The sequence below is a fragment of the Pedococcus soli genome (assembly GCF_054782575.1).
In genome coordinates this window covers 236762-262102 of sequence record NZ_BAAGSF010000001.1, presented here as the reverse complement: position 1 = coordinate 262102, position 25341 = coordinate 236762, and the positions used below count along the sequence as shown (strand labels likewise).

The window sequence follows — 25341 nt, the reverse complement described above, 5'->3', positions numbered from 1 at the left end:
ATTGCCGCAATGACGACTCCAGACGAGGCGAGCCCGGGACAGGTTGCCGCTCCGCCCGGGGGACCGTTGCTCGCCGTCGCCAAGCGCGGCGCGGAGCGCGTGCTCTGGGGGCGGGTCGCCCTCCAGCGCCGGGCCGAGGCACGCCGCGGGTATGCCGCGAACCGGCCCGTCCCCACCTCGGTCGCGCCCACGGCCGTCCTGCGCACCCGTGCGGACTGGGAGCGCGCGGTGGCCGAGGGGCGCCGCCTGCGCCTGCCGCTGCACCGCGACCAGCCGAAGAACTGGGATGCGCTCGGCGCCGTCGGTGCCGTGCTGTCACTGGCCGACGACGGCAGCCGCACGGCCCGCGTCATGGATGCCGGGAGCGCGCGCTACTCGCCGGTCCTGCCGTGGCTGCGGCTCTACGGCCTGGGGTCCGCCGAGGGGTCGCTCATCGGCATCAACCTCGAGTTCGGCGACGAGGTCCGGCGCGACGGCGTGGTCTTCCGGCACGGTGACGTGACCGCGACCGGCCTGGGTGACGGCTCGCTCGACGCCATCACCTGCATGTCGGTCATCGAGCACGGGGTCCCGCTCGAGGGGTTCCTGCGCGAGAGCGCCCGGGTGCTGCGCCCGGGCGGGGTCCTCTGCGTCTCCACCGACTACGACCAGGAGCCGCCGGACACCACGGGGCGGATCGCCTACGGCAGCGAGGTGAAGATCTTCTCGCCGGAGGACATCCGTGAGCTGGTCGCCGCGGCCGAACAGGTCGGCCTCGAGCTCGTCGGCGACCTGTCGACGTCGGACGCCCTGTCGCACGAGGAGCGCCCGGTGCACTGGGACCGCGTCGGCCTCGACTACACGTTCATCCTGCTCACCTTCCGCCGCCGCTGACCGGCGCGCGCCCGGACGACAGACAGGTGCGCGCCCGGACGACAGACAGGTGCGCCACCCGCGGGAAGCGGGCGGCACACCTGTCGTCGCGTGGGGGAGGGGCGGTCCTACTGGGCGCCCGGCTCCTGGGTGTCGCTGGCCGGGTACTTCTTGACGAAGTCGACCACGGCCTGGCCGGAGAGGTCGCCGCACAGCTGGCGGTGACCCGCGTCCTTGGCCCAGTGCACGAGGGCGTACGGCTTGCCCGCGGGGAACGCGCCACGGCTGGCGTCCCACTCGACGACCTTGAACTTCCCGGAGGAGTCGCTGAGCTTGTTGCCCTGGTCGGCGACGTCCTTGAGCAGGGTGGTGTCCTTCACCTTGCTGCCGTCGTACCAGAGCACGGTGTAGCCGTGCTCGAGGTTGTGGACCAGGGTCTCGAGCGCGGGACGGTCGGCGGCGGTGTAGAAGTCGCGGCCGCTGACGTCCGGGGCCACGAAGTGCGGGCCGTGGCTCGGGGGGATCGTGTCGTACTTCACCGAGGTCTCGTCCGGCTTGTTCGTGCCGGGCCCGACGTGCTCGCCGGTGCCACCACCGGAGTCGGTCGTGGGCGCGTCACAGCTGGCCGCGGCGACGCTGACGCCCAGGTTGGGGAGCTGCTTGGACTTGGCGTCGTTGATCGCGTAGAAGACGACGCCGCCCAGGCCCACGAGCAGCACCACGAGGCCGGCCCCGATGCCTGCCTTGACCTTGCGCTCCTTGGCCTTCTGCTGGTTCTGGATCTCGGCCAGTCGGGCCTTGCGGTCCTGGCTCGCACGCTTGTTGCTCACGGGTTCCTCGGTGGCTCGGGGTCGGGTCGCGCAGAGTCTACGTGGCCCACCTGCGGTCGTTGTCACCCCAACGCGCGACACTTGCCGCATGTCCCCGACGGTCGAACGCACCCGTGTGTGGCGTCCCGACCGTCCGGTCTCCGTGGGCCTGGTCATCTCGATCCTGCGCCGCGGCGGGGGCGACCCGACGTTCCAGCCCGACCGCGGGCAGGGTTGGTGGCTGGGCCTGCCCACGCCCCAGGGGGCCGCGACGCTGCGGCTGGTGCAGCGTTCCGACGACGGTGAGGTCACGGCGTCGGCCTGGGGCCCGGGCGCCGACTGGGCGCTGGCCCAGGTGCCGGCGCTGCTCGGCGCGGGGGACGACGAGACCGGCTTCGTGGCTCACCACCCGCAGGTGGCCCGGGCGCACCGCCGGTATGCCGCGTGGCACGTCCCGCGGTCGGGCCTGGTCCTGCACGCGCTCGTCCCCGCGGTGATCGAGCAGAAGGTCACCGGGCAGGAGGCGTTCGGCGGGTACCGCGCGCTCGTGCACCGCTTCGGGTCGCGCGCGCCCGGGCCGGGTGAGGCCCGCAAGCTGTGGGTCGCCCCGGACGCCGCGACGTGGGCGGCGGTGCCCTCGTGGGAGTGGTTGCGGGCCTCGGTCGACGGGGCCAGGTCCGGGACGGCGGTCCGGGCGGCGAAGGCCGCCGGGCGGCTCGAGGAGTGCGCGTCGATGACGACGGCGGACGCGCGGGCACGGCTGCGCGCCATACCCGGCATCGGGGTCTGGACGTCCTCGGAGGTGGCCCAGCGCGCCCTCGGTGACGCCGATGCGGTGAGCTTCGGCGACTACCACGTGGCCAAGAACATCACCTGGGCGCTGCTCGGCGAGGCCAGGGACGACGACGTCCTGGCCGAGCTGCTCGAGCCCTACCGCGGCCACCGCTACCGCGTGCAGCGGCTGCTCGAGCTCGACGGCCACTTCCGTCCCCGGCGCGGCCCACGGATGTCGCCCCGCACCCACCTGCCCACCGGCCGAGGCTGAGGGCGGTCAGCTGCGGGCAGCCAGCGACATCGGTTCGTTGACGACCCGGGCGAGGAGGTGGGCGAGGTCGTCGGGCGACACCGCCTCGACCGGCACCGCCAGGACGAGGTGGTGTCGCGGCTTGACGACCAGGACGTCACCGACCTGCACCACGCGGCTGAGTGCCTCGTACGTGTAGGAGTAGGCCGCCTCGCCCACGGCGAAGGTCACGGTGTCGGCGGTGATCCGCGACCCGATGACGGTGCCGGGCGGGCTCTGCGTCGCAACCGTGTGGCGCACCTTGCGACGCAACGTCAGGTACCACGACACCCACGTCGTCGGCGCAGCCATGACGATGACGAGTCCCGTCGCGGCCAGCGTCGAGTGCTGCTGCACCGGGGTGAGGCCCGGGACGGACACGACGAGCGCCACCCCGAGTGCCGCCACGACGGTCAGCCAGGTGAGGACGATGTTGCGCCAGACCCGGGGGTCGCGCGAGGCGTACTCGACCAGGGCGCGGGCCTCGCGGTGGGGCAGGTCCGGGCCGGCGACGACGCTCACGGTGCGACCCGACGGTGGGGGGACGACGGACCCGGTGCCGACGGGTCCGGGAGCTGCGACGCCGGGCGGGGGAGGGAGCTCGCCGCCGGGGCGGCGCTCGCGCCTCACCCGCGTGCGGAAGGGCGGTCCCGGGCGGTCAGCACCACGCTGTCGCCCGTCGCCTCCAGTGGGACCACCACGTCGACGCCTTCGCCCCACAGGGCGACCTGGAGCCGCGAGGTGACGACCCCGAGCTCGTACGGCGTCGCGGCCGAGACGCGCAGCTCGATCGTCTGCGTGCCACCGCCGCCCTCGTGCGCACCACCCACATCCACCCCTGCAGTCTCGCACTCCCGCAGGGCGACGGCCACTGCGCGGGCGACCCTGTCGGTGACGGGTTCCGGTGCGACAGAGGGGATCCCGACGTCCTGCGCGGCCTGACCACCGGGAGGGACGCCGAGGGCCGAGCGCACGGACTCCGCCTGCCCCAGCCCGAACCAGTCGCCGGCCCCGGTGCGGACGAGCGTCCGGGCGCCGGGCCCGGCGTCAGCGGTCGCCCAGGGGGTCCCGCGCACGACTGCTGCGGGGACGGCGTCGGCCTTTCCCTTGACGAGATCGGCGGCCGCCGCCAGCTCGTCGGCGACGGCGCGGGCGGTCACGGACAGCGGGCGGCCGTCGGCGTCGACCCCGCCGCGGAGGTCGTCGAGCACCGCGACGCCGCTCGCGCCGAGGGCGAAGTCGGTCTGGCCGCTGCGCCACGGACGGCCGGCAGTGTCACTGAGGACCACGCCGAGCCGGGTGAGGCCGGTCGCCGCCAGCAGGGCCTCGCGCAGCCGGAACGCCTCGGCGTCGGGGTCTCCGGGCAGGAGCAGCACGTCCTCGCGGTCGCCGGTGTTGGAGGCGTCGACACCGGCCGCTGCCATGACCGGGCCCGCCACCGCCTCGACCACCGAGGTGAGGCGGTCGCCCGAGCGCCGCTCCGCCACCGTGCGCACGGTCTGGGCGGCGATCGCCACGGACCGGTCGCGGCCGTCGGCCCAGAGGCCCAGGGCCTTCGACACGATCTTGCTCGAGACGACCAGGACGTCACCGTCGACCAGGTCGCTGCCGTTCGCCCGCGCCGCACCGAGCAGGAGGACGGCGAGGTCGTCGTCGGCCACGACCTCGGGGAGGCCGGTCAGCGGCAGGATGACCAGGGCCGTCACGGTCACGCCTTCGCGAGCTCGAGCGCGAGGTCGAGGGCCGCGCCCGCGAGGTCGGCGGCGGCGTCCTGGTCGGTCATGAGCAACGGCCGTCCCCGGACCGCGGCCCGGCGAAGTCGCACCTCGGCCTCGTCCTCGGAGGCGACGAGCCACCCGTCGAGGAAGTCCTCGTACAGGCCTGCCACGGCCGAGGGAGTGCACTCCACCCCGATGGCTGCGAGGCAGGCGTCCGCGTGGCCGCGCACCGGCATACCGCCGACCAGCGGCGACACCCCGACGACGGGAGCGGCGCTGCCACGCAACGCATCCCGCACCCCCGGCACACCGAGGATGATGCCGATCGACACCACCGGGTTGCTCGGGGGCAGGAGCACGACGTCCGCCTGGCGGATCGCGTCGAGGACACCGGGAGCAGCAGTGGCGCGGTCCATGCCGACGGCCACGAAGCGTTCCGCCGGGATCGACGCCTGGTGCCGCACCCACCACTCCTGGAAGTGGATCGCCCGCTGCCCCTCCTCGTCCTCCACGACGACGTGGGTCTCGACGGGCGAGTCGGTCATGGGCAGCAGTCGGATCCGCTGGTCGGGAAGGCCCCACCGCTCGGCCAGCCGCGTGGTGACCTCCGAGAGGGACACGCCCTGTCCCAGCCACTGCGAGCGCGCGACGTGGGTGCCGAAGTCCAGGTCCCCGAGGGCGAACCACTGGGGCTCCACCCCGTAGGCCGCGAGCTCGCCCTGGAGACGGTGGCTCTCGTCCGCGCGTCCCCAGCCCTGGCCCTCGTGGATGCCGCCGCCGAGGGTGTAGAGCAACGTGTCGAGGTCGGGGCAGACCCGCAGGCCGAACAGCGTGATGTCGTCGCCGGTGTTGCCGATGACGGTCAGCTCCGTGTCGGCGAGGTCGGGGGTCCGGTCAAGGTGGGTCCGGAGGCCGCGCAGGAAACGGGCACCTCCGACGCCACCGGCGAGTGCCGTGATGCGCATGCCCGGCAGTCTTCCAGCAGGTCGTCCGCGCCCGCGCGGCAGGCCGTCCGGTCGCCGGTGGGGTGGACCGGACGACATGCAGGCCTTCACCCCGGTGGCGCCGGTGCAAAGAGGTACCGGTTCCGCCCAGTCCGGGAGCAGCGGCTCCTGACCTCCAGGCGACGCACACGGGGCCCACAGGAACTGCACATCTGCACCGGACCACTCCCGTAGGCGGCGCACAGCAACGGCACAGCGAGCGCCACCACGGTGGAACCACCACCCACCAGAAGGGACCCACCCCATGAGCAAGCCCCGCAGCCCCCTGAGCCTGGCCCGTCGCTGGACGGCCGGCGCCCTCCTCGCCACGACGCTCGGTGCCGGCGCGGTCGGGGTGCACCTCGCGACCGACCAGGGGACGACCACCGCCAGCTCGGCTGGCACGAGCACCGACTCGACCGGTGCGAGCACCGACTCGGGAAGCTCGTCCAGTTCGTCCAGCTCGACCAGCACCGACTCCGGCTCGTCGAGCTTCGGCTCCGTCGCCGGGGTCGCCTCGGGTTCGGGTTCGTCGCAGACCAGCACGAGCGGGTCCTGATGAACACCCACAGCGGCCGCGTCGCGCAGAACGTGTTCACCGCCTCCGCGTCCTTCGACGCGATCGGCACCCACCACCACCTCATCGTGACCCGGCCCGAGACGCTCGGTGCCGCCATCGCGATCGCCCGCGACCACCTGGGCGACCTCGACGCGGCGGTCTCCCGCTTCCGGCCGGACTCGGAGGTCAGCAGTCTGGCCCGCCGCGACGGGGCGCACGCCCACGTGTCGCCCGTCTTCGCGGCCAGCCTGGCCGCTGCCCTGCGCACCGCGCGGCTCACCGACGGGCTGGTCGACCCGACCGTGGGGGCGGCCGTGATCGCGTCCGGGTACGACGCCGACCTCGCCGAGGTGCGCGCCCGCTCCTCGCGTCCGCCCCGCCTCGGTGGGGCGCGGTCCCGGACGCGCGACGCCCGCGCGGCCGTCGCCGTCCCGGGGTGGCGCAGCGTGGAGCTCGACCAGGGGATGCGCCGGGTGCGCGTTCCCGCCGGCACCGTCCTCGACCTCGGGGCGAGCGCCAAGGCGCAGGCCGCCGACACCATCGCCACGCTGCTGGCCGCGCGACTCGAGGGAGGGTTCCTCGTCAACCTCGGGGGTGACCTCGCCGTCTCCGGTGAGCTGCCGCAGGACGGCTGGCAGGTCGGTGTCGAGGGCACCGGGGGCGAGGTCCGCCAGGTCGTCGCCAGCCACGGGCAGGCGCTGGCCACCTCGTCGACCGGTCGACGCACCTGGACCCAGGACGGCGAACCGCGCCACCACATCGTCGACCCCAGGACCGGGCTCACCGCACCGGTCGTGTGGGAGCAGGTCACTTGCGCCGGGGCCAGTGCCCTCGAGGCCAACGCCGCCTCCACCGCGGCGATCGTCCTCGGGGCCGAGGCGCCCGCGTGGCTGGCGGCCCGCGGCATACCGGCGCGGCTGGACCCCGCCGACGGCGGACCGGTCGTCACCACCCCCGGCTGGCCCGAGCCGGGCACCCGCCACCGGAGCGCGGCATGAACGAGCTCCTGTGGTTCGTCTCCCGGGCGACCGGCACCGCGAGCATCGTCCTGCTCACCGCGGTCCTCGTCCTGGGTGCCCTCACCGCCGGTCGGCGCAGCCGGGCGGTCAGCCAGACCGTCGTCGTCGGCCTGCACCGGTCGCTGGCCCTGGGCACCTCGGCGTTCCTGCTGGCCCACATCGCGACCGCGATCCTCGAGACCTACGTCAGCATCGACTGGATCTCCGCGGTGGTGCCGTTCACGTCGGGGTACGAACCCCTGTGGGTCGGGCTCGGGACGCTCGCGTTCGACATCGTCCTCGCGGTGGTCGCGACCTCCGTGCTGCGCCACCGGCTGTCCAGGCGGGTGTGGAGGGCCGTGCACCTCACGGCGTTCGCGCTCTGGCCGATGGCCCTCGTCCACGGCTACGCCATGGGCACCGCCAACGAGCCCCTGCTGCGCCTCGTCCCCGTCGCATGCGCCCTCGTCGGAGGTGCCGCCCTCGTCTGGCGGGCCCTGGCCGGCCACGCCGACCAGACCCGCCGCCGAGCCGTCCTCACCCAGGAGTGGTCATGAACCTCGTCGACGTCCTCGAGCAGTCCGGCCTCACCGGCCGCGGTGGCGCAGCCTTCAGCACCGCCACCAAGGTGCGCGCCGCCCACGAGCACGGAGCCGGCCTCCTCGTCAACGCCTGCGACGGTGAGATCGGGGCCGTCAAGGACGCCTTCGTCGTCGAGCACCACCTCCCCGAGCTCGTCCGCGGTGCGACGCTCGTGGCCGGCACCAGGGTCCGGTATGCCGCCCACCGCGGCTCCGCGACGGAGGCACGGCTGCGTGCCGCCGGGCTCGACGTGCTGGCTGCACCAGCGCGGTACGTGTCATCGGAGGAGACGTCGTTGATCTCGCTGGCCCAGGGTGGGCTGGCGCGACCGATGACCAAGCGACAGCCGTTCGTCCGCGGAGGGTCCGACAGCGCGGGCCGACGGATCGCCCCGACGGTCGTGCTCAACGCCGAGACCGTGTGGCGGATCGCCCAGGTCGTCGAGCGGCCAGGCGGGGCGCAGTGGTTCCGCGGTCACGGGTTGCCCGACGAGCCCGGCCCGCGCCTGGTCGCGATCGGCGGCGCGGTCCCGCGACCGGGCGTCGTCGAGACCGCCGCCGGGGTGCCGCTGGCCTCGATGCTCGCCGCGGCCGGTGCCGATCCGGGCCGGACCGGTCCCGTCATCGTCGGCGGCCTCGGCGGCACCGTGCTGCGACCCGACGAGGCAGCAAGGGTGACGTGGTCACGGGCCGGGCTCGCGCCCCTGGGCGGCGCGCCGGGCCCGGGTGTCGTCCACGTGCTGGACGCGCAGGCCTGCCCCGTGGACGCGCTCGCCGCGTGGTTCGACCACGCCGCGGGTGAGAGCGCGGGCCAGTGCGGGCCGTGCATGTTCGGCCTCCCTGCCATCGCCTCGGACTGGCACGACCTCGCCGACGGAGTCCGGGCGGGCGGCAGCGGTGGCGGCAGCAGCCGTGGAACCCGCGCCAGGTTGGCCCGCCGCGCCGAGTCGGTGCGGGGGAGGGGGGCCTGCCGGTTCCCCGACGGGGTGGCCGGCCTGGCCTCTTCCGCCCTGCGAGCCCTGTCCGACCACCTCGACGACCATGCCAGGGGCCAGTGTGTCCCGGGCCGCACCCCCAGGAGCAGCCATGAGCACGCGCTCGCGCACTGACCGCCCGACCCTGCGCGTGGACCGGGTCGCCTGCACCGGCCACGGGGTCTGCGCCACCCTCCTGCCCGGCAGCATCCGGCTCGACGAGTGGGGGTACCCGGTGGTGCTCACCGCCGCCGAGCGCGGGCTGGACGACGGGGACGAGGCGAGGGCTGCCGCGGTGCGGTGGTGCCCGGCCCTGGCTCTCTACGCCGACCGGTCGAGCTGACCTACGTCACGTGGTGGAGAGTGGACCCAGGCTCGTGCTGGGCCGGGCGTCGGTCACGATCCGTCGGCGAATCCGGGACGACCACGCCCTATCAAGGTTCACCAGTTCGGGCAAATATCAGACTTCCGCTTGACGAACCACGTATGACACGCGTGTAATTCCATTGTTGTCATCGGGTCGGTGGCAGCAACGGCACCGGGTCGAGGAGGAAGCCGTGCACGAACTTCAGTTGGTCGCCCTGGACGGCGGCGACGACACAGAGATGTCCTGGCAGGAGCGGTCGCTCTGCGCCCAGACGGATCCCGAGGCGTTCTTCCCCGAGAAGGGCGGCTCCACCCGCGAGGCCAAGAAGGTCTGCGTCGGGTGCGAGGTGCGTTCGGAGTGCCTCGAGTACGCCCTGTCCAACGACGAGCGCTTCGGCATCTGGGGCGGACTGTCGGAGCGTGAGCGTCGCAAGCTCAAGAAGCGTGCGGTCTAGTCGCCCCGGTGGCGACATCCCCGTGACGCACTCATGACGCTTGCCCCGCCGCACCGCATGACCGAGGTCGACGCCGGTCAGGCGGTGGCGGTGTCGACCGTCACCGCGGTGCTCGTCCTCCGAGGCCCGGCCTCGGCCTTGCCGCAGACCCTCGACTCCCTCGCCCGCCAGTCCCGCCGGCCGGACCGGTTGGTCGTGGTCGACCCCGGCGTGGACGGTGGCATCGTCGAGGCGGTCCGCAGCCACGCCGAGCTGGCCGCGGCGATCCCCGGCACGTCCTTCGTCACGGTCCCGGCGAGCTCTTCGGTCGCCCGGGCCGTCCACGTCGCCCTAGCTGCGGGGGCCGGGTCCGAGGCCACGCCCGACGCCGGGTCCCACATCGGGTCCGGCACCGGGTCGGATGCGGATTCCCCTGCGGTGCAGGAGAGCTCGGCGACCGAGCACCTGTGGGTGCTGACCTGCGACAGCGCAGCCGCGCCGATGACGCTGGCCCGGCTGCTCGACGCCGTGCGCCGCTCCCCGTCCGTGGGCATCGCCGGCCCCAAGCTCCTCGACTGGACCGTGCCCGGCGCCCTGCGGTCGGTCGGGCTCCAGCTGACCCGTAGCGGGCGCATCATCCCGTCGCCCGTCGTGGGCGAGCCCGACCAGGGCCAGTACGACCGGCGCACCGACGTCCTGGCCGTCCCGGCCACCGGGATGCTCGTCGAGCGTGGGCTGTACGAGCGCCTCGCCGGCCCCGACCGGGCCTTCGGCGGCTTCGGCGCCGACATCGACTTCTCCTGGCGCGCGCACCAGAGCGGCCGGCGCGTGGTCGTCGTGCCCCGGGCCACCCTGCGCACCGGTGCTCCCGACCGGGTCGCTGCCGACGACGGTGTGGCCGCCGGCGTCGACGCCCACGGCCTGACGGAGGGCATCTTCGGGGCCCCGCTGCTGCTCGGTGACGAGTCGGTCGCCGCTACGGACGCCGATGCCCAGCGAGGGACGCCAGGCCCTGCCTCCGCTGCGGACAGCCCGAACCGGCAGCGCCGCCAGGCCCGCCGCGTCGCCCTGGCCCGCTGCGCCTGGTGGGCGCTGCCGCTGCTGACGGTGTGGATCGCCGTGTCGAGCCTGGTCGCGGCCCTGGCGCTCCTGGTCGCCAAGCGGCCCCGAGCGGCCTGGGCCGAGCTGTCCGACCTCGGCGCGGTGCTCACGCCGTGGCGCGTCCTGGGCGCCCGCTGGCGCTCGCGCGGCACCCGGACCGTGCGCCGCCGCGACCTCAAGGGCCTGTTCGTCACCCAGTCGACCGTGCTGCGGCACACCGGTGACCTCGTGCACGACCAGGTCGCCTTCGACGACGGCCGCCTCGTCCCGACCGCCTCCGAGCTCGTCGAGCCCGGCCCGGTCGCTGACGAGGTGCAGGACCTCAACATCCTCGGCTCGACGTGGGCGTCCCGGTTCGCCCGCAACCCCGGCCTGCTCGCGGTCCTCCTCGTCGCCGTCACCTCGCTCGCGGCGACCCGCAGCATGGGTGGGAGCGTCGTCGACCGCCTGTCCCAGGGCGTCGTCGGCGGTGAGCTGCTCGGCGGCAGGGCCACGGCCGGCGCCACCTGGCACGCGTGGCTCGACGGCTGGCACGGCGCCGGGCTCGGCTCGTCGGGCGAGCAGGGCCCCCACCTCGTGGTCCTGGCCGGCCTGGCCTGGCTGGTCACCCACGTCCCCGTCCTGGGCGCCCCCGACAGCCCCCTCGGCTCTGCCGTCGCCGTCCTGGTGACGCTGGCCATGCCGCTGGCCACGTTCACGGCCTACCTCGCCGGGCGCGTCGTCACCCGCTCGGCCTGGCCGCGGGGACTGGCCGCGCTCGCCTGGGGCAGCACCGCGGTCCTCACCACCGCGGTGGCGGCGGGGCGACTGGGTGCGGTCGTGGCCGCAGTGCTCCTCCCGCTCGTGGTCGCCGGGTTCGTGCTGGCCGCTCGCCGTGGTGGGTCGGCCACGGTGACGGCCGCCACCGTGCTCGCCACCGCCGTCCTCGGTGCCTTCGTGCCGGCCTACCTGCCGCTCGCCGCCCTCGTCGCCGTCCTCGTCGTGGTGCTCGGCCACGGACTGGCCCGACTCCGCGGCCTGGCGCTGCTGGTCGGCCCCGTCGTGCTGCTCGGCCCGTGGGTCCAGACCCTCGTCGACCAGCCCCACCTCTTCCTCACCGGTCCCGGACTCTCGGTCTGGGGCGCGGGTCAGGCGCTGCCCTGGCAGCTGGCCCTGCTGCACCCGGGCGGCCCCGCCTCCTACCCCGTCCTGGTCTCGGCCCCCATCGTCCTGGCCGGTGTCCTCGGGCTGGTGCGCGGTGGCGCCGGCCGCGGCTCGGCCGCGACGGCCCTCGCCGCCCTGGGCCTGGTGGGCCTCGCGTATGCCGTCCTCGCACCACGGTTGGTCCTCGGCACCGTCCCGGTCGGTGACCCCGGTGCCGGGAGGGCGGTGACCGCCTGGTCGGGCACCGGGCTGTCGCTGCTCGCCCTGGCCCTCCTCGCGGCCGCGCTGCTCGGCACCCAGGGACTGGCGGTGCGCCACTCGACCGGTGGCTGGGTCGCCCTCCTGCGCTGGCCGATCGCCGCCTCGGTCATCGTGGCCGTCGTGGCCGCGGTGGGCTGGACCACGTGGCAGACCCTCGGCGACACCTTGGGCACCTGGACCGACCCACGACCGGCTGTCGCCATCGACCAGGCGGAGAGCGGCATCGGCAACCGCATGCTGCTGCTCGAGCCGGAGACGTCCGGACTCGCCTACTCCCTCCTCGGGCGCGAACCCGGTGCCGTGGCCCGGGTGCTGCCCGCCACGTCGCAGGGACGGCCCGACCCGGCAGCCCTGACCGGGGCCGTGAGCCACCTCTTCGAGACCGGTGCCGGCCCGGACGAGCTCGACCCGGCGCGGGACCTGTCCGACCTGGCCGTCGGCTTCGTGGGACTGCGCACCGACGGCGACGACCCCAGGGTCCGGGTGCTCGACGGCACCGCCGGCCTCAGCCGCCTCGGCGAGCACGACGGCGTGCTGTTCTGGCGCGTCCTGCCCGGTGGCGGCGACGCACGCGACGACGCCGTGGCGCCGTCACGGGTCCGGATCGTGACGGCGGGTGCCCAGCAGGCGCTGCCGCTCGACGGCGACCACGGCCGCCTCGTGGCCCGGGCGGTCGTGCCGCCCAAGGCCACCCTCGTCCTCGCCGAGCCCGCCGAGTGGCTCCGCCACGCCCGGGTGAGCGTGGACGGTGCCGCCGTGGCACCCGAGGGCGACGCGGCGGCATACCGGCTCCCGGCCGGCTCGCACACGATCACGGTGCAGGTGCTGCCCGCCTCCCCGCTCTGGCGCTGGGTGCAGGGCGCGGCCCTGCTGCTCGTCGTGTTCCTCGCCATCCCGTTCGGCACGCGCGCCTCGAGGAGGCGGAAGTGAACCCCCTCGTCGGCGGCGTCGCCCGCGCCACCCTCGCCGCGGCGGCAGGGGTGGGCATCGTCCTCGGCGCCGTGCACGTCCAGGGGGCCCTGGCCGTCGGACCGGCGCCGGGCACCCCCGCCGCCGCCCGCACGGCGACCGATGCCGTCCGGGGCTCCGCGCTGGTGTGCCCCGGCCCCGAGCTCAAGGGGGTTCCCGGTCTCGACGACGTGCCCGTGACGCCGCGGGTCGCCGCGGCCTCGGCACCGTTGCGGATGCTGACGGGGACGACCCCCTCCGCCACCCCCGGCGCGGTCGGCCTCACCCGGCTGCCCGGTGCCGGACTGGGCGGTCCCGTCACGGCACGCGCCACGAACGCCACGGCAGACCTCCCCGCCACGACCGGCGCCCTCGTCTCGGGCAGCCAGTCGCTGGCGCCGGGGCTGGCCGCAGCCCAGTCCTGGCTGCTGCCGACCGGCGACCACCGGGCCCTCGTCTCGGCAGCGTGCACCCCGGCCACCGCCGAGGCGTGGCTGCTGGCGGGAGGCGCCGCCCCCGGCCGCCAGGAACGCCTCGTGCTCACCAACCCCGGCGGCAACCCCGTCACGGTCGACGTGACCCTGCACGGTCCCGACGGCGTCGTCGCGGCCTCACAGGGCAAGGGCATCGTCGTCCCGGCCCGAGGTCGCACCGCGTTCCTGCTCGACTCCATCTCCGGTGACGTCACGACCCCCGTGGTGCACGTCGTCGCCGACGGCGGCGTGGTCTCGGCCGTGGTCAACGACCTCTGGCTCGACGGAACGCGCTCCGCTGGCTCCGACGACGCAATCCCCGCCGCGCAACCCTCGCGCGACCAGGTCGTCCCGGCCGTCTCGATCGACGGGTCGGCGGTGCTGCGGGTGGCGGTGCCCGGTGACTCCGAGGCCGTCGTCCAGGCGCGGGTCCTCACGCCGCAGGGTCCCCGTGCCCTGCCGACCGGGGGTGTCACCCGGATCGACGGGGGACAGGTCCGGGACATCGACCTCAGCAGGCTGCCCAAGGGTGCCGTCGCCCTCCAGGTCCGTGCCGACGTCCCGGTGGTCGCGGGGGCGATGGTCACCCGTGGCACGGCCCCCGCGCCCACCGACCTCGCGTGGTCGACCTCGACACCGCCCCTGACCGGCGTGGCGGGGATGCCGCTGGTCGACCCGGCCGGCGGGACCAAGCCCCTGGCCCGCCTGCTGGCCCTCACCGCCACCGGCGCCTCGGCCGGCGTCGAGGTCGTCACGGTGGACCGGCAGGGCGTCCAGAAGTCGGTGCGCCTCGACGTCCCCGAGGACGCCACCACGGCCGTCGCCGTCAACGGCGCGCGTTCGGTGTGGGTGCACCGCACCTCGGGCACCGGCGAGCTGCGCGCCGGGGTCGTGTCCACCCTGACCGACGCCGTCGGCACCCTGGTCACGACGACGCCGTTGCGCGACACCGCTTTGCGCACGACCACGGTCGGGCTGCGCGAGGTCCTGCGCTAGACCCGGTGACGGATCCCGACGGCCGGTCCACCCGCACTGTCGGAACCGCCTAGTCGGACTCGCCGTCGCCGTAGCGGGGGTCGAGGTCACCGGGCTGCAGGCCGAAGAGGGCGGCCACCTGCTCCACCACGACGTCGCCGATGATCGCGGTGAGCTCGCGCTGGTCCTGCGCCCTGGCCTCGACCGGTCGGCGGTAGATCACGATGCGGGCCGGCTGACGTCCGTGTGCCGGGAAGACCCGGCCGAGGGCGACGCCATCGCGCTCCCACGGTGCCGGTTCGGTGGTGGGGACGTCCTCGACGGCGAACTCGACCTCGTGGAACCGCGGACCGAGCCGCGCCTCGAGCCGGGCCGCGCTGTCCAGGACCAGGTCGTCGAACCGCTCCCGCCGCGACACCATCGACGGCACCGACGGCCACGCGAGCGGCCCACGCACGCCCCGCCCGTGGCGGTCCCGTCGAGGACCCCCGGGACGGGCCGCGGGGGAGCCGGACGAAGTCACGTGCCCACCCTACGGCGTGCCGGGCAGGCACCCGTCGGGCGCTGACATAGAGTCCCCCCGTGAGTCTGTCCAGAAGGTGTTCCCGCACCGCGTGCCCGAAGGCCGCCATCGCGACACTCACCTACGTCTATGCCGACCAGACCGCCGTGGTCGGCCCCCTGGCGACGTATGCCGAGCCGCACACCTACGACCTGTGCCGGGACCACGCCGAGGGGCTCACCGCGCCCCGTGGCTGGGAGATCGTGCGGCTGTCGGGGGAGTACGTCGAGCCGGAGCCGTCCCACGACGACCTGCTGGCCCTGGCCAACGCCGTGCGCGAGGCGGGCCGACCGCGCCTCGGGGAGCAGCCCCAGGCGCGCGCTGCCGGTCACGGCGCCGCCCACCCCACCGTCCGTGCCTCCGACGAGGACGCCTCCGGCGCCGTCGAGACCGGTCGGCGAGGGCACCTGCGCGTCCTGCGCGACCTCTGACCCCGCTAGGGTTTCGGGCGTGCCCACCCCGCAGCTCGCCGACTTCGTCAAGGCCTACGACGTCCGGGGTCTGGTCCCCGACCAGCTCAACGTCGACGTCGCCTGGGCCCTCGGTGCGGCCTTCGCCCGAGTGGTCGTCCAGGCGGAGGGTGCGACGGGGGTCGTCATCGGCCACGACATGCGCCCGTCGTCGCCGGAGCTGTCGCGCGCCTTCGCCGCCGGGGTGACCGCGCACGGCCTCGACGCGACCCTGATCGGGCTGTGCAGCACCGACGGCCTCTACTACGCCAGCGGCGCGCTCGACCTGCCCGGGGCGATGTTCACCGCGAGCCACAACCCGGCGCAGTACAACGGGATCAAGCTCTGCCGCTCCGGGGCCCGCCCCGTCGGGCAGGACTCCGGCCTGGCCGACGTCCGTGACCTCGCGCAGGAGCTGCTCGACACGGGCACCAGCGCGGGGCCGTCCGGCGCGACGCCCGGCACGGTCGTCGAGCACGACCTGCTCGGTGACTACGCCGCGTTCCTGCGCGGCCTGGTCGACCTGTCCGGTGGACGCCCGCTGAAGGTCGTCGTCGACGCGGGGAACGGCATGGGCGGCCACACGGTTCCGGCCGTCCTGGGCACCGGTGCCGGCCTGCCCGAGCTGCCCCTCGAGGTGGTCCCGCTCTACTTCGAGCTCGACGGCACCTTCCCCAACCACGAGGCGAACCCCCTCGAGCCGGAGAACCTGCGCGACCTGAAGGCCGCGGTCGTCGAGCACGGCGCCGACATCGGGCTGGCCTTCGACGGCGACGCCGACCGCTGCTTCGTCATCGACGAGCGCGGCGAACCCGTCACCCCGAGCGCCGTCACCGCCCTGGTCGCCACCCGGGAGATCGCCCGCGAGGTGGCCGCCGGGACGAAGGCCTCCGACGTCGCCGTCGTCTACAACGTCATCTCCTCGGCCGGGGTCCCGGAGATCATCGCCGAGCAGGGAGCCCGCGGCGTCCGCACCCGCGTCGGCCACTCCTTCATCAAGGGCGAGATGGCGCGCGCGGACGCGGTCTTCGGCGGCGAGCACAGCGCCCACTACTACTTCCGCGACTTCTGGTTCGCCGACACCGGCATGCTCGCGGCCATGCACGTCCTGGCCGCCCTCGGCGAGCAGGACGAGCCGCTGAGCCGGCTCACCGCGGCATACAGCCGGTATGCCGCCTCGGGCGAGATCAACTCGACCGTCACCGACGCGGCGGCGTCGACCGAGGTCGTCCGCGCGTGGGCGGCCACGCAGGGCGTGGAGGTCGACGAGCTCGACGGGCTCACGGTGACGCACGCCGGGACCGGGGACGCCGACGACCGCATGTGGTGGTTGAACCTGCGCGCGTCCAACACCGAACCGCTGTTGCGGCTCAACGTCGAGGCGGCTGATGTGGCCACCATGGAACGGGTGCGGGACGATGTCCTCGCCCTGGTGAGAGGAGAAGGCTGATGGCCGAGCAGACCACTGGAGCCCAGATCGAGCCGTGGCTGCGCGAGATCCTGCGCTGCCCCGCCTGCCGCTCGGAGCTCGCGGACGCCACGGGTGAGACGGGCCAGGAGCTGCACTGCACCAACGCCGAGTGCGGGCTGCAGTACCGCATCGACGACGGTGTGCCGGTGCTCCTGGTCGACGAAGCCCGCAAGCCGGCCTGAGCCGAAGGCGGCGTCCGATGGCTCCCTACCTCGACGAGGCCCGCATCGACGACGAGGGTGCCATCGCGGCCCTCGACAGCCACCAGACGCTGCGGGGCCTCGCGACGGCGGGCGCGCAGGTGCGCGAGGCCATCGACCTGTCCGCCGAGGGCGGCATCGACCGGGTCGCCGGCGGGGAGCGGCCACGATCGGTCCTGGTCGCCTCGCTCGGGGGTTCGGCGGTCGTGTGCGACGTCCTGGACCTGCTGGCCGAGCCCGGTTCGCCGGTGCCGGTGAGCGTTCGGCGCAACGTGCCGCTGCCCGGCTGGGTCGGGCCGCTGGACCTCGTCATCGCCGTGTCGCAGTCGGGTCGGGCCGCCGGACCGCTGGCCCTGGCCGCCGAGGCGGCGCGCCGCGGTGCGTCGCTGCTCACCGTGGGGGCCTCGGACTCGCCGCTGGCTGACGTGGCCGCGCAGGCACGCGGGGTGCACATCGACATCGGCCGCGGGCGTGCGACGTCGCGGACCGCCCTCTGGTCGCTGCTCGCGCCGGTCCTCCTTGCCGCGGGCCGGCTCGGGATCGTCGACGTGGGGGAGCGGGTGCTGCTCGAGGTCGCCGACCGGCTCGACGAGGTGGCCGAGGCGTGCCGCCCGTCGTCCGAGTCGTTCGTCAACCCGGCCAAGGTGCTCGCCACCGACCTCGCCGAGGGTGTGCCCGTCGTCCTGGGCGACGGCCCCCTCAACGGCGTGGCCGCCAAGCGCGCCGCGTCGATGCTGGCCCGCACGGCGCGGATCCCCGCCATCCACGGCGAGCTCCCCGACGACGCCGCGCAGATCGTGGCGTGCTTCGACGGACCCTTCACGACGGCGTACGGCGCCGCCGCGGCGGCGCGCAGCGGGTCGGGGTTCGCCGCCGACGGGGGGTCGGACATCTTCACCGACCCGTTCCTCGACGGACCCGCCTCCCCGCGGCTCGGCCTGCTCATGCTGCGCGACGCCGACCCCGACCCCATGACCCGGGAGGCTGCGGAGTCGGCAGCCCTGGCCGACGCGGTCACGGAGGCGGCCCGTGAGGCCGGCGCCCGTGTCAGCGAGGTTGCCGCCCAGCCGGGGCACCCCCTCACCCGGCTCGCCGGGCAGCTGGCGACGACCGACTTCGCGGCGACCTACCTGGCCCTCGGCCTCGGCCTGGACCCGGCCGTCTCGCCCCACGTCACCGACCTGCGCCGCCGCACCGGCCACTGACCGCCCGGCACGCCGAGGGGGCCGACCCCCTCGCGGGTGCCGGCCCCTCGTCCTGCGCGTGGGTCAGTGGTTGGCCTGGAACCAGGGCTGGGCCCAGCCGAGGTAGTGGGCGCCCCACTTGTTCTCGATCTCGGCGATCGTGGTGTTGGTCAGGGTCCCGTTGCCGTGGATGTCGTTCGAGACGAACGTTCCGCCACCGATGGAGATCATCACGTGACCGGCGCCGCCGTTGCTGAAGAAGGCCAGGCCGCCGGCGGGCACGGTGCGGTCGCCGGGGTAGCGCCGGGTCGAGGGGATCTGCGTCCAGTGGACGTAGGCGGTCGTCGAGCCGCTGTGCGCCCAGCCGTACTCCAGCCCCGCGATGTGGTCGCACATGTTGGTGTAGGCCGGGTTGGGGTTGTCCGGGCCGGTGCGGTGGTTCTTGGCCCAGGTGACGGCCTCAGCACAGGTGTTCGGGTTGCCGAACGAGTTGACGCAGGTCACGGTCCCCTCGGGGACGGGGATCATCGCCTGCGACGGGGCGACGGCGGCGAAGGTGGTTCCGCCGACGAGGACGAGGGCGGCGAAGCCGCGGACGAGGTGGCTGGTGATGCGCATGGTGGTGGTCCTTTCGGGACGGCCTGGGGCCGGTGGGTGGTTGGGTGCGGGTCGTGCGGTGGTGCGGGGGGTATGAGGTGGCTTCAGTGCCGGAGGCAGGTGACGCCGGTGGGGACGGATCCGGTGAGGACCTTCATGGCCCTCTTGAAGTCGGCGCAGCGCTGAAGGTCCTCGGCGTCGCTGGGTGCGTAGCCGACGAGTCGGGAGACGCGCCCCATGTCCAGGTCGTCAGCCGCGGCGTTGATGCCGTTGACGCCCCAGTACCAGCGGGCGACCTTGGCGCTCCAGGCGAGGTCGTTGACCCTGCCCGGGTAGTTCACGAAGTCCACGCCGAAGTGGTTGCCGGCGTTGTTGTAGTTGGTGTAGCCGGTGAGCTGGATGAAGCCGCGTCCCCGGTAGGTGCTCGTGGCCCCCACCTGCTCGGAGCTGTACTCGAAGCGGCTCTCGTTGAGGAGGGTGGCGAAGAAGGCTGCGCGCCGACGACTCGAGGTGATGTTGCCGACGGTCATCTGGTCGCTCAGGCTGCTCATCCCTGCCTTCACGGTCGGCGCATCGCCGAGCCGCGTTCCGTACATGTCCTGCAGCAGTGGGTAGTTGGCCCACTGGCCGCCACCTCCGTCGGGTGGCGGGACGAGCGCCGAGCTCGGGGCCGCCATGGCCAGGCTGGCAGCACCGGCGACCGCGGCGGCCACCGCGGCCCTGGTCACCCGTGACGTGCTGGGCTTGTCCACCGTCGTCACTCCCTCTCGTGTGTCGGCCCCGTCGTCCGGAGCGGCTGTCACCACCGTCGGGCAGGGCGCTGCGACCTCGCTGCGATCGCGGTGCCCCCGGCGACGCAGCGAGTTCGCAGCGGGTCCGCAGCGGCTCCCGGCACGGTGGAACCCGGACGAGCCGATGACGGTTCGACGGACCGATCGATCGATGAGGAGCCACCCATGTCGAACCCCGTGAAGAGGCGAGTGGCCACGGTCGCCGCCGCGGCTGCCCTGGTGGCCGGCCCACTGCTCGTGGCGGGAGCGAACCCCGCCTCGGCCTCGCTCCCACCCGAGGGTGGCGGGCTCTCGGCCCTGCGTCAGGCCACGGTCGACCGGGCCGACGCCGCTCTCTCGAAGCGGTGGGAGTTCCACCTGAACGGCACGGCATACCTCAGCACCGTCGAGTCCGCGACGCGCAACGTCCTCGAGAACTCGCAGTGGAACGACGCGAACCAGAACCACGTCGTCTTCAACGGCTACGACGGCAACCCGTGGTGCGGCGACTTCGCCGCCTACACGTGGACGGCGCACATGATGCCGTCGACCAGCACCTACCCCCGCCTGCCCGACAACTACGAGTACAGCCAGAACTGGCGAAACGTGTCGGGGTTCCGTTCCTTCCCGGGCAACAAGACGACGCCCACGCCCGGCGACGTTCTGGTCTGGAAGGACGACGACGGGTCCGTCCACGGCCACGTCGGCGTCGTGGTCTCGACCAACTACTCCACCAAGTCGGTCACGACGGTCGAGGGCAACGTCGCCGGTGACGAGGTGAGGCGGTTCACGTACTCGTGGAGCTCGACCAACGGGTACGTGAAGGCTGGCAAGACCTTCCTCGGAGCTGCTCCGCGGGAGTGAGGCGGTGCCGCGGGGCAGGGTCCGCGGCATCGGCTCGAGGGGACACCACGAAGGGGAGCGGGAGCCGTCCGGTCAGACCGGACGGCTCCCGCGTGCGACCGTCCGCCCGCGCCCGAAGGCCGCTTCGAAGTTCTCCCGGGCGGCGAGGTGGGCAGACGCACGAGCGGCCCGCTCCTGCCGCAGGGCCTCGCTGGCCGCGGCCGGGTTGCCCCGCAGGTCGAGCACGACCGAGAGTTCGTGGAGGGCGGCCGCCACGCTGAGCGGCCGGTTGAGGGCCGTGCACTCCTCCACGCTGGCCCGCAGCTCCGCCTCGGCCTCCTCGAGGCGACCGAGGACCACCAGCGCCCCTGCCCGGGTGCGTCGAACGCGGGCCGTCAGGAACGCGTCCTTGGCGGCAACGGCACGTTGGAACGACCTCGTGGCCTCGTCGAGGGCCATCTCCCCGTTGCCGAGCTCGATGCTCACCTCGGCGCGGGCGTCGAGCCCGTAGGAGTACATGTGCTCGTCCCCGATGTCCTCGCAGAGCTTGAGGGCCTCGTTGATGAGGATGTTCGCCGAACCCAGCTGACCCTGCCGCCAACAGGCCCGCGAGAGCTCCAGGGTGGCTAGGGCGTACGCGAGCAGGGAAGGCGTGGTGGCGAGCACGTCGCGCACCCGGGTGAACTCGCGCTCGGCGTCGACCATCTCGTCGTAGTCGTTGTGGATCGTGCCCTGGATGATGCCGACCCAGCCGGCGAGGACGGCGTCCGGACTGCGGACCAGCAGGTCCGACGCCCGGGCGAGCGCCTCCTCCGACTGGGCTCGCAGGCCCATGGAGATCGCGGCGGAGGCCACGACGAGGGACGCTGCGGCGGCATACCGGCTCGCCCCCAGGAGGGTCAGCGAACGCCGTGCCTGGTCGGCCAGGGCCAAGGCCGTTCGCGACTGGGAGGTGCTGTCCTGGAGGTGCCAGGCCTCGCACAGGGTGAGCACCGCGGCCCCGAGCTGGAGGTCGTCCCCGGGGCCGTCGAGGTGGGCAGCGACCTCCTTCGCCGCAGCCATCCAGTCGGACTGGTCCACCGAGTAGTGGTGGGCGTTGGCCGACACTGCGAGCAGCCGCCACGCCAGCCCCGGCCTGGTCGGTGCCACGGCCCGGGCGAGCGCACGGATCATCTCGGACTCGGTCTCGAAGAAGGTCGTCGCCCTCGTCCGTTGCGCCGCGCTGGGGGTGCCCTGGGCGTCGGTGACCTGGGGCGACGGGGCCTCCGGGCTCGGGGGCGGCGGCAGGAACTGGAGCGGGATGTGGCCCTGCTGCTCGGCGGCCAGGGCCAGCAGGGTCTCGCCGAGCCGGGCCAGTCCGGCGCTGCGCTCGCCGGCACCCACGGGCCGGTGCGTCCCGGTGGCGCGGCGCACCAGGTCGTGGAGGCGGTACTGCGCCTGCCTGCGGTCGCGCAGGACCGGCTCGACGAAGCTCGCCTCGATCAGTCCGTCCATCGCCCGCTCACCACGAGCCGGGTCACCGAGCAGCGAACCCGGTACCCAGCTGCTGAAGTTGTGCGTGGGCAGGTGGGCGAGCAGGGCTGCGGCGTCGCGGGCGTCCTTGGGGATGCGGCTCCACACCGCTTCCAGGCTCGACTGCAGGGCACCCGCGGGGTCGAGGTCGACCACGCCGCCGTTGACCTCGCGCAGCCGGTCCACCATCGAACGGATCGCCAGGTCCGGGCGCTGGGCCAGGCGGGCCCCCACGAGGCGCAGCGCGAGGGGGAGGGAGCCGGTCAGCTCGACGAGGGACGTGGTCGCCTCGGGGTCCTCGACCACGCGGTCGCGGCCCACGAGCGACTCGAGCAAGGCGGTCGCGTCGGGCTGGTCGAGCGAACGCAGGCTGATGCGTCGGCAGTCCCCGAGGTCCGCGAGCGGCAGCCGGGAGGTCACGATCGCCATCGACCCGGGCGAGGCGGGCAGCAGGTCGCCGATGTGGGCCGAGCTCGCCCCGGGGTCGTTGAGGACGTTGTCGAGGACGATGAGGACGCGGCGGTCGTCGATGAGCGAGCGGAACAGCCCGGCCCGCGCGTCCGGGTGGTCCGGAACGGCGTCCGGGCTGACGCCCATGAGCCGCAGGAACGCCCCCAGCACGGTGTCCGGGGTCGACTGGCCGCGATCAGTGGCGGCGTCGAGGTAGAGCGTCCCCCCGGGGAACGCGTCGCGCAGGCGCTGGCCCGCCAGGACGGCCAGCGCGCTCTTGCCCACACCGGTGAGTCCGGTGACGGACACGACCACCGCCTCGTGCTCGGCGTCCCGACCTGCCTGCATGAGGACTCCGAGCTCGCGCTCGCGGCCCAGGAAGGTGGCTGGCCTGCGGGGGAGGGTGCGCGGTACCGGCATTGCAGCGGGAGGTGCGCCGAGGGAGCTGCCAGCCGCCACCGGCTCGGGCCCCGGGGGAGCTGTGAGAGCGTCTGGGCGAGCCTCTGGCTGGGCGTCCCGCACCAGGACCGGGCCGGCGCTGGGGGCCTCACCGGCCAGCACCTGGCGGTGGGCCTCCTGGAGCTGGGCCGAGGGCGGCACCCCGAGCTCGTCGTCCAGACGGGTGTAGACGTCCCGGTAGACGCGCAGCGCCTGCTCCTGCTGGCCGGTGGCGGCCAGGGCGAGCATCAGCTGCGAGACCAGGGTCTCGCGGTACGGGTGGGCTGCGACGAGCGGCGCGAGCTCGACGGGTAGCGACTGCACCTCCCCGAGGGCCAGGGCCACCGCGTTGCGCTCCTCCACGACGGTGAGGCGGAGCTGCTCGAAGTGCTCGCGCTCGGCCTCGACGGCGTCCGTGGAGGCGAGCCCGACCAGCGGTGCGTGGCGGAACGACGCGAGCGCGGCCTGGTAGGACGGGAGGCTGGCCGCCGGGTCGTTTCGCCGGTGCGCGCGGGCGTCGTCGACCAAGGCCGTCCAGAGGGCGAAGTCCGTCGTCACCGACGGGTCGAGCCGGTAGCTCGAGCCGTGGGTGTCGATGAGCGAGACCCCCAGCGGGGCGAGCTTGCGTCGCAGCCCGGAGACCAGGGCCTGGACCCGGTTGTGGGCGGAGGCCGGTGGACGCTCACCCCACAGCCACGGGGTCAACGACTCTGCCGACACGCTCGCACTCAGTGCCGCGCGGGCCAGGAGCCCGCGCTCGAGCTGCGACAGGCTCTGGGTGGCGCCGTCCACGAGCAGCTCCACCTCGGCCAGCACCCGGACGACCACCTGGCGATCGGTCGACGGGGTGGGCACGTGCTGGAGGGTAGTGCGGTCCCCGGCACCTGTCATGCGCTGTCGGCGTCCGCGGACGAAGTAACGCGGAGACCCGACCCGAGCGCCTAGGGTCATGCCCGTGCGCCCCTCACCCGTTCGCGTGGCCGCCTTCGCGGCGGGTGCAGTACTCCTGCTCGGTCTCCTGCGGGTCCGCTGGGTCGACCCGTCGACGTGGACGTTGGCCGACGTCGCCGTCTACGTGCGAGGAGGGCACGCGCTGCTCGACGGCGCGGACCTGTACGCCGTGCGCGACCAGGTGCTGCCCTTCACCTACCCCCCGTTCGCGGCGATCCTGTTCGTCCCCCTGGCCCTCCTCGGGACGGGCGGCGCCGGGGTGGTCGTGTCCGTGCTGTCGCTGCTCGCGCTCCTCGTCGTGGTCGCCGTGAGCGTGGGCGTGGTCGGCCCCGGTCCGCAGCCCCGGGTGTCGTCGCCCCTGCTCGTGGGGGGTCTGCTCCTCCTGGCTGCCCTGACCACGGAAGCCGTGCAACGGACCCTCATCCTCGGGCAGGTCAACCTGGTGCTGGCGGCCCTGGTCGCGGTCGACCTGCTCGTCGTCCCCCGACGGTGGCGAGGGGTCCTGCTGGGCCTGGCCATCGCCGTGAAGCTCACCCCGGCCGTCTTCCTCGGCTACCTCCTCCTGCGGCGGGAGTGGGCCGCCCTGGCCCGGGTCGCGGCAACGGTGGTCGCGACCATCGTCGTCGGGTTCGTCGTCGCGCCCTCGGCGTCCGCGACCTTCTGGTCCGGTGGGGCGAGCGACCTCGGGCGGTTCGGTGACGAGGCGGCCGGCTACGGCAACCAGGCCATCGGTGCCGCGCTCGACCGCTTCGCGCCCGGTGTGCCCGACGTCCTCTGGCTGGTGCTCGTGGCCCTGGTGGTCGTCCTGGCCGCTGCCGCCACCTGGCGGACCCTCGGCTGCCACGACCACCTCGCCGCCGTCACCGCACTGGCCGTCGGGGGCCTGCTCGTCTCGCCGATCTCCTGGACGCACCACTGGGTGTGGGTGGTTCCGGTGATGGTCGTCCTGCTGGTGCGGCGCTGGTGGCTGGGACTCGCCGTCACCTTCGCCGTGATGTACCTGCCCCCGATGGTGCTCGTCGCGCAGGCGCAGCTCGACGTGGGCGCGGCCCAGCCCGTGGTCGACGCGACCTGGACCATCCTCGGCATCGGCTACCTGGCCGCCCTGGCCCGGTGGCCGGGATCAGGCTTGGCGCGCCGGGACCGCGAGGTCGAGGACCGTCGCGCCGGGGAGGGACGCCAGGTCCCGGGCGTCGAGCAGGACCTTGCTGCCGCGGATCCCACTCCCGATGACCACCTCGCCCGCCGCGACCACCGCTGAGTCCACGAGGACCGGCCAGTCCGAGGGCAGGCCGATCGGGGTGATCCCCCCGAACTCCATGCCCGTCAGGGCCACCGCGTCGTCGTGCGGCGCGAAGCTGATCTTGCGCACGTCGAGGTGGCGCCGAACGGCTCCGTTGACGTCGGCCCGCGCAGACGCGAGGACCATCACCGCGGCATACCGGACCTCACCGGCCCGCTTGCCGGCCACGACGACGCAGTTGGCGGAGTGCTCCAGCCCCACGTCGTAGGCCTCGCAGAACGCGGCAGTGTCGGCCAGCGTCGCGTCGATCGGCGCGACCTTCGCACTGGGCGCGTGCCCGAGCGCGTCGACGACGGCGGGGGCCAACAGCTCGGTATGGCGCGCGGCCGGCTCCCAGGTCAGGTTGCCACTCGCTGAGGTCACCGTCGCAGGC

24 protein-coding genes and 1 pseudogene are annotated in these 25341 nt (G+C 74.2%); 16 read left to right on the top strand and 9 right to left on the bottom strand.

Annotated features, from left to right (window positions below; genetic code table 11):
• Nucleotides 1-9: 9 nt before the first annotated feature.
• Nucleotides 10-873: a class I SAM-dependent methyltransferase gene (locus tag ACYVKF_RS01130; RefSeq protein WP_460964248.1), complete on the top strand. Its 864-nt coding sequence runs from the start codon at nucleotides 10-12 to the stop codon at nucleotides 871-873.
• A 107-nt stretch (nucleotides 874-980) separates the two neighbouring features.
• On the opposite strand, the gene ACYVKF_RS01125 is transcribed toward ACYVKF_RS01130, so the two are convergent.
• Nucleotides 981-1682, bottom strand: a complete 702-nt coding sequence (locus tag ACYVKF_RS01125; RefSeq protein WP_056916856.1) for a DUF3105 domain-containing protein — start codon at nucleotides 1680-1682, stop codon at nucleotides 981-983.
• Nucleotides 1683-1770: 88 nt separating this feature from the next.
• On the opposite strand from ACYVKF_RS01125, the gene ACYVKF_RS01120 reads away from it, so the two are divergent.
• Nucleotides 1771-2706, top strand: a complete 936-nt coding sequence (locus ACYVKF_RS01120) for a DNA-3-methyladenine glycosylase family protein (RefSeq protein ID WP_056918713.1) — start codon at nucleotides 1771-1773, stop codon at nucleotides 2704-2706.
• A gap of 6 nt (nucleotides 2707-2712) precedes the next feature.
• Here ACYVKF_RS01120 and ACYVKF_RS01115 read toward each other — a convergent pair whose 3' ends face one another.
• The 3 genes from ACYVKF_RS01115 to cofD form a co-directional block, all read right to left on the bottom strand.
• Nucleotides 2713-3246, bottom strand: a complete 534-nt coding sequence (locus tag ACYVKF_RS01115) for a hypothetical protein (RefSeq protein WP_460964245.1) — start codon at nucleotides 3244-3246, stop codon at nucleotides 2713-2715.
• Nucleotides 3247-3350: 104 nt separating this feature from the next.
• Nucleotides 3351-4430, bottom strand: a complete 1080-nt coding sequence (gene cofE, locus ACYVKF_RS01110) for a coenzyme F420-0:L-glutamate ligase (protein ID WP_460964243.1) — start codon at nucleotides 4428-4430, stop codon at nucleotides 3351-3353.
• Between the two features lie 2 nt (nucleotides 4431-4432).
• Nucleotides 4433-5407, bottom strand: coding sequence for a 2-phospho-L-lactate transferase (gene cofD, locus ACYVKF_RS01105; RefSeq protein ID WP_460964241.1), 975 nt, complete (start codon nucleotides 5405-5407; stop codon nucleotides 4433-4435).
• Between the two features lie 283 nt (nucleotides 5408-5690).
• Between cofD and ACYVKF_RS01100 the strand changes: the two genes are divergently transcribed.
• The 8 genes from ACYVKF_RS01100 (at nucleotide 5691) to ACYVKF_RS01065 (ending at nucleotide 14259) form a co-directional block, all read left to right on the top strand.
• Nucleotides 5691-5984 carry a hypothetical protein gene (locus ACYVKF_RS01100; protein ID WP_460964239.1) on the top strand — a complete coding sequence of 98 codons (294 nt, stop codon included), beginning with the start codon at nucleotides 5691-5693 and terminating at the stop codon, nucleotides 5982-5984.
• Entirely contained in the window at nucleotides 5984-6982 is a 999-nt protein-coding gene (locus ACYVKF_RS01095) for an FAD:protein FMN transferase (protein WP_460964237.1), read from the top strand. Before ACYVKF_RS01100 ends, ACYVKF_RS01095 begins: the two co-directional genes overlap by 1 nt.
• A complete protein-coding gene (locus ACYVKF_RS01090; protein ID WP_460964235.1) occupies nucleotides 6979-7539 on the top strand; it encodes a ferric reductase-like transmembrane domain-containing protein in 561 nt (186 codons plus the stop codon). Before ACYVKF_RS01095 ends, ACYVKF_RS01090 begins: the two co-directional genes overlap by 4 nt.
• On the top strand, nucleotides 7536-8672 hold the full coding sequence (locus ACYVKF_RS01085; RefSeq protein ID WP_460964233.1) for an NADH-ubiquinone oxidoreductase-F iron-sulfur binding region domain-containing protein: 1137 nt from the start codon (nucleotides 7536-7538) through the stop codon (nucleotides 8670-8672). Before ACYVKF_RS01090 ends, ACYVKF_RS01085 begins: the two co-directional genes overlap by 4 nt.
• A complete protein-coding gene (locus tag ACYVKF_RS01080) occupies nucleotides 8650-8880 on the top strand; it encodes a ferredoxin (RefSeq protein WP_460964231.1) in 231 nt (76 codons plus the stop codon). The genes ACYVKF_RS01085 and ACYVKF_RS01080 overlap by 23 nt, the downstream gene beginning before the upstream one ends.
• A gap of 262 nt (nucleotides 8881-9142) precedes the next feature.
• Nucleotides 9143-9358, top strand: coding sequence for a WhiB family transcriptional regulator (locus ACYVKF_RS01075; protein WP_200947759.1), 216 nt, complete (start codon nucleotides 9143-9145; stop codon nucleotides 9356-9358).
• 33 nt (nucleotides 9359-9391) lie between these two features.
• Entirely contained in the window at nucleotides 9392-12772 is a 3381-nt protein-coding gene (locus ACYVKF_RS01070) for a glycosyltransferase (RefSeq protein ID WP_460964229.1), read from the top strand.
• A complete protein-coding gene (locus ACYVKF_RS01065; protein ID WP_460964227.1) occupies nucleotides 12769-14259 on the top strand; it encodes a DUF5719 family protein in 1491 nt (496 codons plus the stop codon). Before ACYVKF_RS01070 ends, ACYVKF_RS01065 begins: the two co-directional genes overlap by 4 nt.
• Before the next feature lie 49 nt (nucleotides 14260-14308).
• Here ACYVKF_RS01065 and ACYVKF_RS01060 read toward each other — a convergent pair whose 3' ends face one another.
• Entirely contained in the window at nucleotides 14309-14695 is a 387-nt protein-coding gene (locus tag ACYVKF_RS01060) for a metallopeptidase family protein (RefSeq protein WP_460964225.1), read from the bottom strand.
• A gap of 125 nt (nucleotides 14696-14820) precedes the next feature.
• Between ACYVKF_RS01060 and ACYVKF_RS01055 the strand changes: the two genes are divergently transcribed.
• Genes ACYVKF_RS01055 through ACYVKF_RS01040 form a run of 4 tightly spaced genes read left to right on the top strand, consistent with a single transcriptional unit; the run spans nucleotide 14821 to nucleotide 18125 of the window.
• On the top strand, nucleotides 14821-15231 hold the full coding sequence (locus ACYVKF_RS01055; protein ID WP_056916869.1) for a DUF3499 domain-containing protein: 411 nt from the start codon (nucleotides 14821-14823) through the stop codon (nucleotides 15229-15231).
• A gap of 19 nt (nucleotides 15232-15250) precedes the next feature.
• Nucleotides 15251-16699: a phosphomannomutase/phosphoglucomutase gene (locus tag ACYVKF_RS01050; protein WP_460964223.1), complete on the top strand. Its 1449-nt coding sequence runs from the start codon at nucleotides 15251-15253 to the stop codon at nucleotides 16697-16699.
• Nucleotides 16699-16902, top strand: coding sequence for a Trm112 family protein (locus ACYVKF_RS01045; protein WP_056916871.1), 204 nt, complete (start codon nucleotides 16699-16701; stop codon nucleotides 16900-16902). Before ACYVKF_RS01050 ends, ACYVKF_RS01045 begins: the two co-directional genes overlap by 1 nt.
• 17 nt (nucleotides 16903-16919) lie before the next feature.
• A complete protein-coding gene (locus ACYVKF_RS01040; RefSeq protein ID WP_460964221.1) occupies nucleotides 16920-18125 on the top strand; it encodes an SIS domain-containing protein in 1206 nt (401 codons plus the stop codon).
• A 63-nt stretch (nucleotides 18126-18188) separates the two neighbouring features.
• On the opposite strand, the gene ACYVKF_RS01035 is transcribed toward ACYVKF_RS01040, so the two are convergent.
• On the bottom strand, nucleotides 18189-18722 hold the full coding sequence (locus tag ACYVKF_RS01035) for a hypothetical protein (protein WP_460964219.1): 534 nt from the start codon (nucleotides 18720-18722) through the stop codon (nucleotides 18189-18191).
• Between the two features lie 83 nt (nucleotides 18723-18805).
• Nucleotides 18806-19453, bottom strand: a complete 648-nt coding sequence (locus ACYVKF_RS01030) for a glycoside hydrolase family 19 protein (RefSeq protein WP_460964217.1) — start codon at nucleotides 19451-19453, stop codon at nucleotides 18806-18808.
• A 204-nt stretch (nucleotides 19454-19657) separates the two neighbouring features.
• On the opposite strand from ACYVKF_RS01030, the gene ACYVKF_RS01025 reads away from it, so the two are divergent.
• Entirely contained in the window at nucleotides 19658-20335 is a 678-nt protein-coding gene (locus ACYVKF_RS01025; protein WP_056916875.1) for a CHAP domain-containing protein, read from the top strand.
• A gap of 72 nt (nucleotides 20336-20407) precedes the next feature.
• On the opposite strand, the gene ACYVKF_RS01020 is transcribed toward ACYVKF_RS01025, so the two are convergent.
• Nucleotides 20408-23569, bottom strand: a complete 3162-nt coding sequence (locus tag ACYVKF_RS01020; protein WP_460964215.1) for an AfsR/SARP family transcriptional regulator — start codon at nucleotides 23567-23569, stop codon at nucleotides 20408-20410.
• A gap of 94 nt (nucleotides 23570-23663) precedes the next feature.
• On the opposite strand from ACYVKF_RS01020, the pseudogene ACYVKF_RS01015 reads away from it, so the two are divergent.
• Nucleotides 23664-24551, top strand: a pseudogene (locus ACYVKF_RS01015) (glycosyltransferase 87 family protein); the annotation flags it as partial.
• A gap of 237 nt (nucleotides 24552-24788) precedes the next feature.
• On the opposite strand, the gene ACYVKF_RS01010 reads toward ACYVKF_RS01015, so the two are convergent.
• The gene (locus tag ACYVKF_RS01010; RefSeq protein WP_460964213.1) at nucleotides 24789-25331 is read right to left on the bottom strand and encodes a YbaK/EbsC family protein; all 543 of its coding nucleotides are present in this window, start codon (nucleotides 25329-25331) and stop codon (nucleotides 24789-24791) included.
• Nucleotides 25332-25341: the final 10 nt, after the last annotated feature.

What these genes read in the sequence shown, in the direction of transcription:
- ACYVKF_RS01130 (WP_460964248.1), top strand. Translation starts at nt 10, where the DNA reads ATGACGACTCCAGACGAGGCGAGCCCGGGACAGGTTGCCGCTCCGCCC.
- ACYVKF_RS01120 (WP_056918713.1), top strand. Translation starts at nt 1,771, where the DNA reads ATGTCCCCGACGGTCGAACGCACCCGTGTGTGGCGTCCCGACCGTCCG.
- cofD (WP_460964241.1), bottom strand. Translation starts at nt 5,407, where the DNA reads ATGCGCATCACGGCACTCGCCGGTGGCGTCGGAGGTGCCCGTTTCCTG.
- ACYVKF_RS01100 (WP_460964239.1), top strand. Translation starts at nt 5,691, where the DNA reads ATGAGCAAGCCCCGCAGCCCCCTGAGCCTGGCCCGTCGCTGGACGGCC.
- ACYVKF_RS01095 (WP_460964237.1), top strand. Translation starts at nt 5,984, where the DNA reads ATGAACACCCACAGCGGCCGCGTCGCGCAGAACGTGTTCACCGCCTCC.
- ACYVKF_RS01090 (WP_460964235.1), top strand. Translation starts at nt 6,979, where the DNA reads ATGAACGAGCTCCTGTGGTTCGTCTCCCGGGCGACCGGCACCGCGAGC.
- ACYVKF_RS01085 (WP_460964233.1), top strand. Translation starts at nt 7,536, where the DNA reads ATGAACCTCGTCGACGTCCTCGAGCAGTCCGGCCTCACCGGCCGCGGT.
- ACYVKF_RS01080 (WP_460964231.1), top strand. Translation starts at nt 8,650, where the DNA reads ATGAGCACGCGCTCGCGCACTGACCGCCCGACCCTGCGCGTGGACCGG.
- ACYVKF_RS01075 (WP_200947759.1), top strand. Translation starts at nt 9,143, where the DNA reads ATGTCCTGGCAGGAGCGGTCGCTCTGCGCCCAGACGGATCCCGAGGCG.
- ACYVKF_RS01070 (WP_460964229.1), top strand. Translation starts at nt 9,392, where the DNA reads ATGACGCTTGCCCCGCCGCACCGCATGACCGAGGTCGACGCCGGTCAG.
- ACYVKF_RS01045 (WP_056916871.1), top strand. Translation starts at nt 16,699, where the DNA reads ATGGCCGAGCAGACCACTGGAGCCCAGATCGAGCCGTGGCTGCGCGAG.
- ACYVKF_RS01040 (WP_460964221.1), top strand. Translation starts at nt 16,920, where the DNA reads ATGGCTCCCTACCTCGACGAGGCCCGCATCGACGACGAGGGTGCCATC.
- ACYVKF_RS01035 (WP_460964219.1), bottom strand. Translation starts at nt 18,722, where the DNA reads ATGCGCATCACCAGCCACCTCGTCCGCGGCTTCGCCGCCCTCGTCCTC.
- ACYVKF_RS01025 (WP_056916875.1), top strand. Translation starts at nt 19,658, where the DNA reads ATGTCGAACCCCGTGAAGAGGCGAGTGGCCACGGTCGCCGCCGCGGCT.